Here is a 14,123-nt window from a genome sequence, read left to right on the forward strand (position 1 = left end):
GCGGAGGCCCTCACACCCGCACGTGGCCGATGCCCTTGCTGGCGATCTCCTCGAAACTCTCGTCATAGCCGGCATCGGCATAACGGATGACCCCTAGCGACGTGTCGTTGGTCAGCGCATGGTCGAGCCGCTCGTCGGCCGCCTTCGTGCCGTCGGCAACGACCGTCACGCCGCAGCTCGTCATGTAACCGGCATAGCCACCGCCGCCAGAATGGACGACGACAAGGTCGGCCATCGAGGAGCAGAGCAGCATGGCGTCGAGGAGCGGCCAGTCGGCGATCGCGTCCGAGCCATCCTTCATCCGCTCCGTCATGATGTTCGGATGCGCCATCGCGCCGGCGTCGAGGTGATCGCGCGAAAACGCGATCGGTCCCTTGAGCTCGCCGCTGGCCACCAGTTGATTGACGCGCCGCGCGAGCGCGGTGCGTTCGCCATGGCCGAGCCAGGCGATGCGCGCCGGCAGGCCCTCGAAAGGAATGTGCTCACGCGCGAGCCGGATCCAGTTGGTGATGATCCGGTTTTCCGGGAACATTTCGAGGAGCAGGTCGTCGATCAGGGCGATGTCGCTCTCTTCGCCGGAGAGCGCCATCCAGCGGAACGGGCCGATGGCGCGGGCAAAGAGCGGCCGGAGATATGCTTCGGTGAAGATCGGGATGTCGAAAGCGTTGGCGACGCCCCCTTCCCGCGCCTGCGTGCGGATCAGATTGCCGTTGTCGAAGACCTCGGCGCCCTTTTTCTGGAAGTCGAGCATCGCCTTCACGTGCTCGACGATCGAGGCGCGGCTTGCCGCCATCAGCTGACCCTGCCCGTCTTCACGCAGCGACCGCATCTGGTCGATGCTCATGCCCTTCGGCACGTAGCCGTAGACGAGATCATGCGCAGAGGTCTGGTCGGTCACCACGTCGGGAACGATGCCGCGCCGGGCGATCTCCGGATAGATTTCCGCGGCGTTGCCGACCAGGCCCACGGAAAGCGCCCGCTTCTCCTTGACCGCCGCGTCGATCATCGCGAGCGCCGCGTCGAGGTCAGGCGCGATCTCCTGAAGATAGCCGACCTGCTGGCGCTTCTTTGCGCGTTCCGGATCGATATCGACGCAGAGAATGGCGGCCCCCGCCATGCGGCCGGCAAGCGGCTGGGCGCCACCCATGCCGCCGAGCCCGGCGGTCAGCACGAAACGGCCGGAAAGATCGCCGCCGAAACGGCGCTCGGCAATGCGCATGAAGATCTCGTAGGTGCCCTGGATCACCCCCTGGCTGCCGATATATTGCCAGGCGCCGGCCGTCAGCCCGCCCCAGCAGATCAGCCCCTTGCGCTGAAGCTCGTAGAAGACTTCGGCCTTCGCCCATTGCCCGACGATGTTGCAGTTGGCCATGATGACGAGCGGCGCGTTGGCATGGGTCTTCAACAGCCCGACGGGTTTGCCGGACTGGATGAGCAGCGTCTGGTCCTCGTCCATCTCGGTAAGCGTCTTGACGATCGCCCGATGCGAAGGCCAGTTGCGCGCCGCCTTGCCCAGCGCGGCGTAGACGACGAGATTGTCGGGATCCTCGCCGACCGACAGCACGTTTTCGAGCAGCCGCAGCAGTGCCTCCTGCCGCCAGCCCTTGGCACGCAGGTCCGGCCCGCCGGGAATCGGAAAGTTCGGGTGACGGGGATTGGGCTTCGGCATGGTCGTTGTTCCTTTGTGCGTCGCGGTCATGTCTTTGCCCCTCACCCAGTCCCCTCTCCCCGCGAGCGGGGAGAGGGGACTGGAAGGGCGCGGCATGTCCCTTGTCCCCGTCCTGCGGGGAGAAGGGACCGGCAGGCGGATGAGGGGAGAACCACAACGCCCTCGTTCATTCACTTCGGCGGCAGCGAAAACACGTAGCCGAGCGCCGCATCCAGCAGGCGCCGACGCAAAACGTCGTCACCATAGGCTTCCGCGCCGGCACGAACCCAGCCGTGCATCCGACGCTCGCCCATTACCATCTGCACGATGCCGGGCAGCGCCAAGGCCCAGTGGTCGTTGCCCTTGCCAAGCCGCACCAGCATTCCATCCTCGCGGGCGCCGCAGAGCAAATTGCCGTTCAGGAGAAAGGCCAAGCCACCGAACATCAGTTTTTCGGAGAGCCCTGCCCGATCGCCGAGGTCTTGCCTCACCAGTTCCTCAAGCCCGGTATCGCGCGCCACATTGCCCTCCCGTCAACGCTTCCCGGCCAGGGCGAAGCGCGCAATCTCGATCCCCATCGCCTTTTCGACCGGCGGATAGACGGACGGGTCGAGCACGCTGGAAGCGAGCGGGATCACCGACTTCGGCACATGCAGCACGAAGACCGTCATGCCCACCTGCACCTGCCCGACGCTTAAAGGTTCGCCCTCCGGAGACAGCGTGGTGATGACATCCGGGAAGGTCGCAAGGCGCGCACCGTCCGGCGTTTCCACGGCCATGTACTCGTTCATTACATGAAGTACCGTTGAGTCATCGCCCCTCCCGAGCGTGACCGTGCCGATGTCGAAGGCCTCCTTGGTATAGACGACGGATTTATCCGTGATCGTTCCCTCGGCAAGAATGGAGCCGTTGGTGGTATTTGCGATCGCATCGATTACGGCGCTACCGCCCTTGCCTTCCGCAGCGATAATCGCCTCTCCCAGAGTCAGCGCCATGGAAATGCCGCCGAGCGCGGCATTGGCCTTGACGTAGGACGCGTGGACAGGATTGCGGCAGGAGGCGATGAAGCCGCCTGACATGTCTGCCGCGGTCCTCAGGATCGGCGACACCTTTGCCGTCGCACCCCGGACCACGAGCTCGATATACCGGTTCTCCTCACGGTTTCCCCCGACCGCCGTCTGGATCATCGGTTCGGGCGAACCGGCAAGGCCGATCGACCCCATATCTCCCGTCGGATGGGCGCGGATATCGCCCACGGCATCCACCACCTTGGTCCCGAGGATCGCGGAAGGCAGCCAGCCATTCAGCGTCGAGGACTTGCCGTTCTGCCCTATGATCAGGCCGGTGAGCTTTTCACCGAGCGCCTCCTGCAGCAATTCAACCGCCTTCACGTAATCGACGCCGCGCATCTCCCACGGCGTCGTCGAAGCCGGCGCGCCGATCGCAGCGGCGGTCGCCACCCAGTCGTCCGGCTCCAGTTCGTTGATCGAAACCAGTTCCGGCTTGCCGATCGAAACGGCCGCATATCCGAGCGTGCGCCCGTGATCGGCCCAGCCGCCGCCGCCCGCAGCATAGACGGAACCGCCCTTGACCGCCGCCTCGACATCCTTTTCCGTCAGTATCCGGCCCATCTAGGTCTTCTCCTGCAATTGCCCGTCGAGCCTTCGCACGGCCTCGAACAGCACGGCCGCGCCAAGCGCGATGTCGTCATTCTCCGCCCATTCCTCGGGCGCATGCGACCGGCCGTCGCGACAGGGAATGAAGATCATCGCGGCCTTCGTTATCCGGCCCATCCAGGCCGTGTCGTGTCCGGCGCCGGAAGCCATCAGCCGATGTCGAGCGCCGACGCGCCCACAGGCCGCTTCCAGCGTCGCAAGAACCAAGGGGTCTCCGGGTGTCGGGTGATTGTCGGAGATCACCTTCGGCGGCGTGATCGCGACGCCGGTTTCCTCGGCGATGCGGGCGGCAAGCGCCTCGATGTCGCTGATGAACACCTCCATCTGCGACCGCAGCTCCGCGCGGGCATCGATCAAGAGCCGTGCCCGCGAGGGCACGACATTGGCGGCATTGGGTTCGATCTCGAATTCGCCGACGGTCGTGGTGAAGTGGCCCTCGCCCGCAGCGTGGGCAAAGCCGAGCTTCTCGATCTCCAGCACAAGGCGTGAGGCGGCGACAAGCGCATCGCGGCGGCGGCCCATCGGGGTCGTGCCCGCATGATCCGCCTGCCCCTCGACGATGATCTCGATGCGGGTTATGCCGGAGATTGCCGTCACGACGCCGATATCGAGGCGCTCGGCCTCGAGCACCGGCCCCTGTTCGATGTGCAGCTCCAGAAACGCCTTGATGTCGGACCGCTTCAACGACGGCAGGCGGGAAGGATCGCCGCCGGCCTCGATGATACCTTGGCGGAGCGTCAGCTCGTCGTGTGTGCGGCTCAGCCAGCCATCCGGAATAAGCCCGGCCATGCCGCGGCTGCCGACGCAGGAAACGCCGAAGATCGACACCTCCTCGGCAAGGAAATCGACGATCTCCAGATCGTGATCGAGCTCGATGCCGGCATCCGCGAGCGATCGCGCCACTTCGAGCGCCGCCGCGACGCCGGCAATCCCGTCGAAACGGCCGCCCTCCGGAACCGTGTCGGAATGCGAGCCGAGCATGATCGTGCCGAGTGCCGACTTGCGGCCCTTGCGCCGGCCGATGAGGTTACCGGCCGCATCGATCCTCGTGTCGAGGCCCGCCGCCCTGAAGTGCTCTTCGAGGAAGGCACGCCCTTCGAGGAAGAGCGGGGTGAAGGCCCGCCGGGTATAGGGGCGATCGGGCTCGGTGATACGCGCGAGCCCTTTGACGATCTCGGCGATGCGCCGCGCATCGACCGGCAGATTGGTTTGCGTTGCAGTCATTGCCGCGCCTCCTGAAGCGGCAGGCTCGGCAACGGCCGCACGAACGCTCCGGTACCGGGCTCGGCCACGACCCGGCTGCCATCGAAGGCGAGCCGTCCGCGCAGATAGGTGGCGGAGACCCGCCACGGCAATCGAATGCCGTTATAGGGAGACCAGCCGACGACATTGTTGCCGCTTGTCGCCGCCTCATAGACATAGAATTCCGGCGTCATGACGATGATGTCCGCATCCTTGCCGGCTTCGAGCGCGCCCTTGCAATGGTCAAGCCGGAAATGTCGCGCGGGGTTGAGCGCCATCAGCTCGGCGGCGCGCGTCAGCGGAATGCCGCGCTCCAGCGCACCCTTGACGAAAAGCGGCACCATCACCTCGAGGCCCGGCACGCCGGAAGCATTGGCAAGCATGTCAGGATTGGTCTTGCGATCCTCCGACCAGCTCACGTGATCGGTTGAAACCATCGTGACATTACCTTCGGCCACATGCCGCCAGAGTTTTTCCACCTCCGCACGCGGCCGGATCGGCGGGTTGATCTTGGCCTTGCCGCCAAGGCGGCGCACGTCGTTTTCCTCGTCCAGCGTCAGATAATGAATGCAGCACTCGATCGTCGCCGCATGGCCCTGCGCCCGATAGGCGGCCGCGATCTCGTAGCCGCGGCCAAGCGAGCAATGCACCACATGCGCCGGGCAGCCGGTCGCTGCACCGGTCTCGTAGATCTGATTGGTCGCAAGAAGCTCGGTCAGCGGCGGGCGCGAAAGACCGTGGGCCCAATAGTCCGTGATCCCTGCTGCCTTGACCTTTTCGATCGCGGCCCGCACCGCCTCATCATCCTCATTGTGAACGCCGGCGGTCAGTCCCGTCGGGGCGATAGCCCGGAAGCACTCTTCCAATAGCCCGGCGGGAATTCGCGGAAAACGTTTCGGGTCCGTTCCAAATGTCGAGAACTTGAAGGCGGCAACACCTGCTTCCACCATCTCGCCGATCCGCGACGGTCCCTCCTCGGGATCAATGGTGCCATAGAGCGCAAAGTCGACGCGGGCCTGCGGAGCGGCGTGGGCGATCTTGCGCCTGACCGCTTCCGCCGATGAGACGAGATTGCCCTCGTCGTAGGGCATGTCGACAATCGTCGTCACCCCACCAGCGGCAGCCGAGCGCGTCGACCAGATGAAGTCTTCCTGATTCTTCTGCGACAGCGAATGCACCTGGGCATCGATCGCGCCGGGCAGGATCAGCGCCTTGCCGAGGTCGTGCCGTTCGCGAGCCGCCGGTGCAGCGCCCTGCCCGACATGCACGACCTTGCCGTCACGGACGGCCACGTGTCCGCCCTCGACAACACGGTGTGGCAGGACGACGGTGCCTTTCAGAACGAGATCGAAATCGGCCATTGCTCTTTCCCTTCCCGTTCACTCTGCCCGCTTATTTGGCCAGCGCAAAGAAGTCGTCGAATTCCGGCATCGGCGCCGTCTCGACGAAAGCGCGCGACAGGTCGTGATCAGTGAACGCCGCCTGCAGCGCTTCGATCTCCTTGGAAAGCGGACGGTCCTTGAGGTAGATCGGGCTGACCGAGCGAGTGCGATCGTAGGCCAGCTTGACGACGCCCCACGGCTCGTCGCCGACGAGATCCATCGCCTGCGCCGACAGCATCGCCTCGATTGCCGCAAGCTGCCTGAGATCGCGGACCTGCGTTTCCATGCGCTCGACAATCAGCGGCAGGAAGGTCGCCTCCTCTTCCAGCCCACCGGCGACGACGATCGATTGGGCGGACAAGGGAACGGCGAGTGACTGGACGCGCATATAGAGCTCGACCGCGAGCTTCATCAGCGGCCCGAGCCCCGTGGCGACCTCCCCGGGCGCGACGAGATTGACCGAGAGATTGCGCCGCCCGCCGTTGGAAAGCAGGATGCAGCGGTTCAAGACATTGCGCGCCACATGCGAGAAGGCGACCTGCGCCGCCTCGATATAGAGCGTCGTCGTCAATGGCAGGGAAGCGCCGGATGAATGCACCTGCCCCCCAAGCACCACCGGGTTGTCATCCGAGAGATAGGTTGCCTCGACAAGCCGGCCGGCGGCCACCAGCAGGGTATCGACGACCGCGCCAAAGACCTGGGCGGTCATGCGAAGGCTCAACGGATCGTGGATCGCGGTCGGCAGCGGCCAATCGGCGATGCCCGACTGGCCGTAGAGCCAGGACCCGACAAGCGCCTCGCCGCGGGTCGAAAGCGTCGCCGCAACGAGCCAGGGATCGGCGGAGGCGCCGAGCGCGCGCGACGACATGACACCGGTGACAAGCAGGACGCGGATCGCCGCGGCCGCCTCGCGCAGGACATCCGCGGCGGCCGCATAGGAGATCGCATTGACGCTCAGCGCGGCCAGCGCATCACGCGGCCGCATGACGAAAGGGCTTAGCCCCGCTTCTTTCAACGCCGATTCGGCCGTCATGAGCTGGCCGTTGAAATAGGCGTCGCCGACACCGGTCAATACCGAGGCCACCTGCCCCATCAGCCCGATGTCGGCGCAGCCCATCGAGCCGTGGCGGCGCACAGCCGGAACGATTCCGCGCTCCAAAAGCGCAAGGAAGGCGTTGATAAGTTCGGGGCTGCATCCGGTATGCCCGCGCATCGCGGTGTTCACGCGGATGGCGATCGCCTTGCGAATGATCGGCGCGGCAAAGAATTCGCCCGTGCCGAAGTGATGGGCGCGTACGAGCGACGTGTTGAATTCGGCGAGATCGTCGGCCGTCCAGAGGCGGTCCTTCATCGAGCCGACGCCGGTGTTGGAGCCATAGACCGGCAACCCCATGGCGACGCGGTCGGCAACCACCTTGTGGGCGGCGGCAACCCGGTCCATGCCGCTATCGTCGGCGACGGGCCGCGCCAACCCGACACCGATCTCTTCGAGTACCCCGAAGTCGAGCGGTTTTCCGCACAGGACGATGGTCTTGACCGATTGCAGCATGCCGAAACGAACCTCTTTTGCGAGCATGCTATGCGCACAGTGCCAATGCGTGATATATCCCAAATTCGGAACGAATGATGCCAAAATCCGAACAGGGCAGATCGACATCCCTGTTCGAAGCGCGGGTAGATATCGTGGATATTGCGACGGTCGTCCTTGTCGACGCGACGCTGCGTGAAGGCGGCATACGGCGTGCGGCAAAACTCAGCGGACGCCCGCCGTCGAGCGTCAGCGCCGCCGTACGGCGCTTCGAGCAGACAATTTCCGTGCCGCTGCTCCGCCGCGAAGGCGCCATGCTCGTGCCGACGCTCGAGGCCCAGGCACGCATCGCGGAAATCGCAGAGGCAGCGGAAACCGCAACGCTCCTTGCCGGCGGTCTTGAGCGCCGGAGGGCAGGCTTAATTCCTCCGGTCAGCCTGGCCGCGCTTGATCGTTTCGTGAGGATCGCCCGCAACGGCAGCATACGATCCGTCGCGCGGATGCTCGGTCTCGGCCAACCCCAGCTAACGCGTCAGATGGCGGGCCTCGAACGCCATCTCGGGTACCGGCTGTTCGAGCGCGCTTATCATGGGGTGGTCTGCACCGAGGAAGCGCTTGCCGCCCTCCCGCTTGCGGAAAAACTGCTTCAATCCTGGGGACGCCTGACGCGCGCATCGGACGACCGCTTTCGCCGCGACGCGACGACATGGCGTCTCGGTGCGGTGATGCCGCTCGGTCCCGAGAGCGAGATCGCGCGCATGCTGGCGGCGCTGACGGCCGCCTGGCATGCGGCCCGCCCTCGCCAGCACCTCTTCATTTCAAGCACGACTGCGGACGAACTCATCGCCGGACTGAAGAGCCGGCGCTTCGATGCCGCGCTACTCGACGTCGCCGACTTTCCGAATGAATTCGAAGGCCGGCTCGTGTCGGAGACGCCGCTGGCGCTCGCAGGCGCCGCGGCAACATTGTCCGAAATCAGCGGCGACTTCGCCCATCTGCTCTGCACCACGCCGATCGCTGTGCCTAGCGCCAAGAGCGGCCTGAGACGCGAGGCGACGCGCTTTCTGGAAGACACGCTCAGTGAAAGCGAGCGCCGGCGCGTCACCCTGATCGAGGTTGACTCCATCCCGGTGATCATCAATCTGGTCAGCCATCACGGCTATCTCTCGATATTGCCGGAAAGCTCGCTCGCACGCGTCCATCGCCCGCCCGCGATGATCCGCCTCGCCCCCGCCTACAAACAATCCCTGACCCTCGTCTGGCCGCGAAAGGCGATTTGGGCCCAGGCCGGCGAAGCCATGTTCAGGATGATGAAAAGCGGAACGGCGCGCACCTGAATCACCTTGTTATGCGGCCGCAATAAGCCGCTGATCCGGCTCGCTGATCCGGCGCCGGGTGAAGCAAGACCTGAAGCTGCCGGTCACATCTTGAGCTTCAGGCGACGGCGCGTTTCGCTGGGGCTCTCGCGATAGTGGGCGCGGTAGCTGCGTGAGAACGAGGACGAGGAATTGAAGCCGGCGACAGCGGCGATGTCCGCAAACTCCATCCGCGTCTCGATTACCTTGCGGCGCGCGGCATTGAGGCGGAGAGCGAGATAGTGCTCGTGCGGAGCCACACCCATCGTCTCCTTGAAGAGGTCCTGCAGATGCCGGGCGCTGACGCCGACACGGCGTGCGAGGCGCGCCAGCGTCAGCGGCGCCTCGACCGTCTCGGCCATCAGCTTGACCGCCGCACCGACGCGGGCATCGAGAATGCGCATATTGCCGATCGCGGGCACCTGCAGCAGGTCGCCGCGCGTGCGCTCCTGCTCGTAGATGAAGAGGCGGGAGACCTCGAGCGCCAGCGAATAGCCGTGCGCACGACGGATCAGTTCGAGCATCAGATCGAGCGTCGGCAGGGAGCCGCCGGTGGTGATGCGTTTGCCATCGATGACGAAACGCTCGCGCACCATGGTCACCTGCGGATAGGCCGCGGCGAAGTCCTCGAAGTCCTCCCAATGGGTAGTGGCGCAAAAATTATCGAGCAGGCTGGTCTCGGCGAGCAGCCAAGAGCCGGATTCGATCCCGGCCATGACTTCCCGATGCCGCGCCGTCTGCGAGAGCAGCATCCTGAGTTGCGAGGTGGCGCTGCGCTCCCAGCTGTAGCTTGAAAGCACGAAGAGCGGCGCCGTCTCGCGCTGGGGCCGGAAGGGCCCGGCGACGGGGATCGGAATGCCGCTCTTGGTCTCGATTGCTTCGCCGTCCGGACTGAAGATTGTCCAGGTGTAAAGCGTGCGTCCGGCAATGCGGTTGGCGGCCCGCAGCGGCTCGATGACCGAGGCCACAAGGATCAGGTTCGTCTCCGGGAGGACAAGCAGATCCACATGCTGCGACTGCGAAACGGATTGATCCATTGTGAAACTTCCTCCCGGAACTTCCGAGAATGTATAGAATGTCGCTGATGATGAAAAGCAGAGACGGCTTTTCTGGCTCGTAATGGCTCTCAATAAAAGGGAGACAGCAATGCCGCTCAGCATGAACCGCGAGGTATTCATCACCTGCGCCGTCACCGGTTCGGGAGACACCGTTTCGAAATCCGGCCACGTTCCGATCACACCGAAACAGATCGCCGACGCGGCGATCGAGGCCGCCAAGGCGGGTGCCGCGGTCGCTCACTGCCATGTTCGCGATCCGGAAACCGGCGCGCCGGCCCGCCGCCTCGATCTCTACAAAGAGGTCACCGACCGTATCCGCTCCGCCGACGTCGACGTCGTGCTGAATTTGACCGCGGGCATGGGCGGGGACCTCGTGTTCGGCAATGTCGAAAGTCCGTTGCCGGTCAACGAGAAAGGCACGGACATGGCCGGCGCCACCGAGCGCGTCGCCCATGTTGCCGAATGCCTGCCGGAAATCTGCACGCTCGACTGCGGCACGATGAACTTCTCGCTCGGCGACTATGTAATGACCAACACGCCGTCGATGCTGCGCGAGATGGCGCGCCAGATGACCGCACTCGGCGTCCGCCCCGAGATCGAGGCCTTCGATACCGGCCATCTCTGGTTCGCCAAGCAGCTCGTCGAGGAAGGCCTGATCGAGGATCCGGTGCTGATCCAGCTCTGCATGGGCATTCCGTGGGGCGCGCCGGACGACCTCAACACCTTCATGGCGATGGTCAACAACGTACCGGCGAACTGGACCTTCTCGGCCTTCTCGATCGGCCGCAATGCGCTCGCCTACCCGGCGGCGGCGATCCTTGCCGGCGGCAACGTCCGCGTCGGCCTGGAAGACAATCTCTATGTCGGCAAGGGCCAACTCGCGACCAATGGCCAGCTCGTCGAAAAGGCGGTCTCGGTCATCGAGGGTATGGGCGCGAAGATCATCGGGCCGGAAGAGGTCCGCGAGAAGCTGAAGCTGAAGAAGCGGTAAGAGCGAGTTCGGCCCCTCATCCGCCTGCCGGCACCTTCTCCCCGTAAAGACGGGGAGAAGGACGCAAGCCGTAGGCGTCCAGTTCCCTCTCCCCGCCTGCGGGGAGAGGGCTAGGGTGAGGGGCAGACTGAGATTTCAGAAATCGGGGAGAGGGAATGAGCATCATCACCAAGGCCGCCTGCGTCGGCGGCGGCGTCATCGGCGGGGCCTGGGCGGCACGCTTCGCGCTTGCCGGCATCGACGTCAACATCTTCGATCCGCATCCGGAAGCCGAGCGCATTATCGGCGAGGTCATGGCCAATGCCGAGAAGGCCTATGGCATGCTGACCATGGCGCCGCTGCCGCCACGCGGCAAGCTCACCTTCTGCAAGACCATCCAGCAAGCAGTCGAAGGCGTTGACTGGATTCAGGAAAGCGTCCCCGAGCGGCTGGAGCTGAAGCGCGGCGTCATCACCGAAATCGACGCCTTCGCCCGCCCCGACGCGCTCATCGGCTCCTCCACCTCGGGCCTCCTGCCCTCGGACCTGCAGGCCGATATGAAATACCCCGAGCGCATGTTTGTGGCGCATCCCTATAACCCGGTTTATCTCCTGCCGCTGGTGGAGCTCGTCGGCGGCAGGAAGACCTCCGCGGCAACGATCAAGCGGGCCGAGGAAGGTGTTGCCGAAATCGGCATGAAGGGCGTCGTCATAGCCAAGGAGATCGAGGCCTTCGTCGGCGACCGTCTGCTCGAGGCGCTCTGGCGCGAAGCGCTGTGGCTGATCCAGGACGACATCTGCGACACCGAGACGCTCGACGACGTCATGCGCTATTCCTTCGGCATGCGCTGGGCGCAGATGGGCCTCTTCGAGACCTATCGCATCGCCGGTGGCGAGGCTGGCATGCGCCACTTCCTCGCCCAGTTCGGCCCCTGCCTGAAATGGCCCTGGACCAAGTTCACCGACGTCGTCGATCTCGACGATGCGCTCGTTGAAAAGATCGGCGCGCAGTCGGATGCCCAGGCCGCCGGTCGCTCGATCCGCGAACTCGAACGCATCCGCGACGAAAACCTCGTCGGCATCATGCATGCGCTCAAAGCCAGCAATGGCGGCGAAGGCTGGGGCGCCGGCAAGCTGCTCGCCGATTTCGAAAAGCGCCTTTGGGCCAAGGGCGGCAATCAGGCGAAAACCTATGATGCCTCCGGTCCGCTGCGTCTTGTCGAAACCAAGGTCAACGCCGCCTGGGTCGACTACAACGGCCACATGACCGAGCACCGCTACCTCCAGCTCTTCGGCGACACATCCGACGTGCTGTTGCGGCTGATCGGTGTCGATTTCGCCTATGTCGAGGCCGGCCACAGCTACTACACCGTGGAAACCCACATCCGCCATCTCGGCGAAGCCAAGCTCGGTCAGGCGCTTTACACGACGCTGCAGCTTCTCGCCTCCGACGAGAAGCGGATCCACTTCTTCACAAGGATCCACGATGCCGCATCGGGCGAGGTGATCGCGACCGCCGAGCAGATGATGCTGCACGTCGACGCCAAGGCCGGCAAATCAGTGCCGGCGCCGACGGAAGTGCTGGCGAAGCTGAAGCCGATTGCCGAAGGGCATGCCAAACTCGCTGCGCCGGAGGGCGCTGGGCGGCACGTGGGGCAGAAACGGTGAAGGTGATGGGGCGGACGATCGCCCCTCATCCGCCTGCCGGCACCTTCTCCCCGTTCTGACGGGGAGAAGGGACTCGCGACAGCCGCTCGCACCCCTCTTCCGTCGCGCGTGGGGAGCGGCCAGCAAAAGCGTCCCCTCTCCCCTCCCCGCGCGCGGGGAGAGGGTTAGGGTGAGGGGCGAAAAGCCAAAAACGCCGCCGGCCGATGAGGAGATCGGCCGATGGCAGGCGGACCAAAAGAATACGAGGGAGAACAATGAATTTCGCACTGACCGAAGAACAGCAGATGATCGTCGACACGGTCCGCAACTTCGTCGAGACCGAGATCTATCCGCACGAAAACGAGGTCGAGCGCACAGGCATCGTACCGCGCGAGCTCGGCCAGGAAATTGCCCGCAAGTGCAAGGAGCTCGGCTTCTTCGCCTGCAATTTCCCGGAAGAAGTCGGCGGTGCCGGGCTCGATCACCTCACTTTCACCCTGGTCGAGCGCGAGCTTGGCCGGGGTTCGATGGGTCTGACGGTTTTCTTCGGCCGCCCCTCCGGGATCCTGATGGCCTGCAACGATGAGCAGCGCGAGCGTTACCTGCTGCCGGCCGTCAAGGGCGACAAGTTCGACGCGCTTGCCATGACCGAGCCGGACGCCGGCTCGGACGTTCGCGACATGAAATGCTTCGCCAGACAGGATGGCGACGACTGGATCGTCAACGGCACGAAGCACTTCATCAGCCACGCCGACATCGCCGATTTCGTGATCGTCTTCATCGCCACCGGCGAGGAGCAGACGCCGCGCGGGCCGAAGAAGAAGATCACCTGTTTCCTGGTCGATCGCGGCACGCCGGGCTTCGAAATCCGCGAGGGCTACAGTTCCGTTTCGCATCGCGGCTACAAGAACTGCATCCTGACCTTCGACGATTGCCGGCTGCCCTCGGCGCAGATCCTCGGCGAGGTGCACAAGGGTTTCGACATCGCCAATGAATGGCTCTATGCGACGCGCCTGACGGTCGCCGCCACCTCAGTCGGTCGCGCCCGCCGCGCCTTCGACTATGCGCTCTCCTACGCCGCCGAGCGCAAGCAATTCGGCAAGCCGATCGGCGCCAATCAGGGCGTCTCCTTCAAGCTCGCCGATATGATCACCGAGATCGATGCGGCCGACCTGCTGACGCTGTCGGCCGCCTGGCGGCTCGACCAGGGCCTGCCGTCGAACCGCGAAATCGCCTCGGCCAAGGTCTATGCCACGGAAATGCTCGCCCGCGTCACCGACGAGGCGATCCAGATCTTTGGCGGCATGGGTCTGATGGACGACCTGCCGCTCGCCCGCTTCTGGCGCGATGCCCGCGTCGAGCGCATCTGGGACGGCACCTCGGAAATCCAGCGCCACATCATCAGCCGCGACCTGCTGCGGCCGCTGGGAGCGTGAGGGATGCTCGAGTTTCCGCAAGTCACCTCCCTCTGCCCCGCCGGGCATCTCCCCCACAAGGGGGGAGATTGGCAAGAAGCGACCACCCAGCTTCTTGATCGGCAGGCCATCCCTGCCGTCCGCCGCATCATTCCCGCAATCCATCGCCCACTAAAAACACCCCACTCCTCGACGGTCACTGA

11 protein-coding genes are annotated in these 14,123 nt (G+C 64.7%); 4 read left to right on the forward strand and 7 right to left on the reverse strand.

The genetic code is table 11. From position 1 onward, the window contains the following. Positions 1-10: 10 nt before the first annotated feature. The 6 genes from QN224_RS16875 to QN224_RS16900 all read right to left on the reverse strand — a co-directional run bounded on the left by QN224_RS16875 (position 11) and on the right by QN224_RS16900 (position 7,524). Positions 11-1,669 (reverse strand): urocanate hydratase, encoded by a 1,659-nt coding sequence (locus tag QN224_RS16875; protein WP_283977628.1) that lies wholly within the window; start codon positions 1,667-1,669, stop codon positions 11-13. Between the two features lie 170 nt (positions 1,670-1,839). Continuing rightward, complete coding sequence (locus QN224_RS16880) at positions 1,840-2,169, reverse strand: TfoX/Sxy family protein (protein ID WP_283977629.1); 330 nt, start codon at positions 2,167-2,169, stop codon at positions 1,840-1,842. 12 nt (positions 2,170-2,181) lie between these two features. Then, positions 2,182-3,279: a DUF917 domain-containing protein gene (locus tag QN224_RS16885; protein WP_283977630.1), complete on the reverse strand. Its 1,098-nt coding sequence runs from the start codon at positions 3,277-3,279 to the stop codon at positions 2,182-2,184. Beyond that, a complete protein-coding gene (locus QN224_RS16890; RefSeq protein ID WP_283977631.1) occupies positions 3,280-4,548 on the reverse strand; it encodes a Zn-dependent hydrolase in 1,269 nt (422 codons plus the stop codon). Next, on the reverse strand, positions 4,545-5,927 hold the full coding sequence (locus QN224_RS16895; protein WP_283977632.1) for a dihydroorotase family protein: 1,383 nt from the start codon (positions 5,925-5,927) through the stop codon (positions 4,545-4,547). Before QN224_RS16895 ends, QN224_RS16890 begins: the two co-directional genes overlap by 4 nt. Before the next feature lie 31 nt (positions 5,928-5,958). Beyond that, entirely contained in the window at positions 5,959-7,524 is a 1,566-nt protein-coding gene (locus QN224_RS16900; protein ID WP_269282153.1) for an aromatic amino acid lyase, read from the reverse strand. 50 nt (positions 7,525-7,574) lie between these two features. Between QN224_RS16900 and QN224_RS16905 the strand changes: the two genes are divergently transcribed. Further along, a complete protein-coding gene (locus tag QN224_RS16905) occupies positions 7,575-8,813 on the forward strand; it encodes a LysR family transcriptional regulator (protein WP_283977633.1) in 1,239 nt (412 codons plus the stop codon). Between the two features lie 83 nt (positions 8,814-8,896). Here QN224_RS16905 and QN224_RS16910 read toward each other — a convergent pair whose 3' ends face one another. Next, entirely contained in the window at positions 8,897-9,868 is a 972-nt protein-coding gene (locus QN224_RS16910) for a GlxA family transcriptional regulator (RefSeq protein WP_283977634.1), read from the reverse strand. Positions 9,869-9,977: 109 nt separating this feature from the next. Between QN224_RS16910 and QN224_RS16915 the strand changes: the two genes are divergently transcribed. From QN224_RS16915 to QN224_RS16925, 3 genes are all read left to right on the forward strand, one after another. Beyond that, positions 9,978-10,880 (forward strand): 3-keto-5-aminohexanoate cleavage protein, encoded by a 903-nt coding sequence (locus tag QN224_RS16915; RefSeq protein WP_173509689.1) that lies wholly within the window; start codon positions 9,978-9,980, stop codon positions 10,878-10,880. Between the two features lie 155 nt (positions 10,881-11,035). Next, complete coding sequence (locus QN224_RS16920) at positions 11,036-12,526, forward strand: carnitine 3-dehydrogenase (protein ID WP_283977635.1); 1,491 nt, start codon at positions 11,036-11,038, stop codon at positions 12,524-12,526. A 254-nt stretch (positions 12,527-12,780) separates the two neighbouring features. Continuing rightward, positions 12,781-13,941, forward strand: coding sequence for an acyl-CoA dehydrogenase family protein (locus tag QN224_RS16925; protein ID WP_283977636.1), 1,161 nt, complete (start codon positions 12,781-12,783; stop codon positions 13,939-13,941). The last annotated feature ends 182 nt before the right edge of the window (positions 13,942-14,123 follow it).

The organism is Sinorhizobium sp. 7-81 (genome assembly GCF_030124405.1).
GTDB lineage: Bacteria > Pseudomonadota > Alphaproteobacteria > Rhizobiales > Rhizobiaceae > Sinorhizobium > Sinorhizobium psoraleae.

Excerpts from the sequence above, each read along its gene's own strand:
- QN224_RS16875 (WP_283977628.1), bottom strand. The coding sequence starts at position 1,669 with ATGCCGAAGCCCAATCCCCGTCACCCGAACTTTCCGATTCCCGGCGGG.
- QN224_RS16885 (WP_283977630.1), bottom strand. The coding sequence starts at position 3,279 with ATGGGCCGGATACTGACGGAAAAGGATGTCGAGGCGGCGGTCAAGGGC.
- QN224_RS16890 (WP_283977631.1), bottom strand. The coding sequence starts at position 4,548 with ATGACTGCAACGCAAACCAATCTGCCGGTCGATGCGCGGCGCATCGCC.
- QN224_RS16895 (WP_283977632.1), bottom strand. The coding sequence starts at position 5,927 with ATGGCCGATTTCGATCTCGTTCTGAAAGGCACCGTCGTCCTGCCACAC.
- QN224_RS16900 (WP_269282153.1), bottom strand. The coding sequence starts at position 7,524 with ATGCTCGCAAAAGAGGTTCGTTTCGGCATGCTGCAATCGGTCAAGACC.
- QN224_RS16905 (WP_283977633.1), top strand. The coding sequence starts at position 7,575 with ATGCCAAAATCCGAACAGGGCAGATCGACATCCCTGTTCGAAGCGCGG.
- QN224_RS16910 (WP_283977634.1), bottom strand. The coding sequence starts at position 9,868 with ATGGATCAATCCGTTTCGCAGTCGCAGCATGTGGATCTGCTTGTCCTC.
- QN224_RS16915 (WP_173509689.1), top strand. The coding sequence starts at position 9,978 with ATGCCGCTCAGCATGAACCGCGAGGTATTCATCACCTGCGCCGTCACC.
- QN224_RS16920 (WP_283977635.1), top strand. The coding sequence starts at position 11,036 with ATGAGCATCATCACCAAGGCCGCCTGCGTCGGCGGCGGCGTCATCGGC.
- QN224_RS16925 (WP_283977636.1), top strand. The coding sequence starts at position 12,781 with ATGAATTTCGCACTGACCGAAGAACAGCAGATGATCGTCGACACGGTC.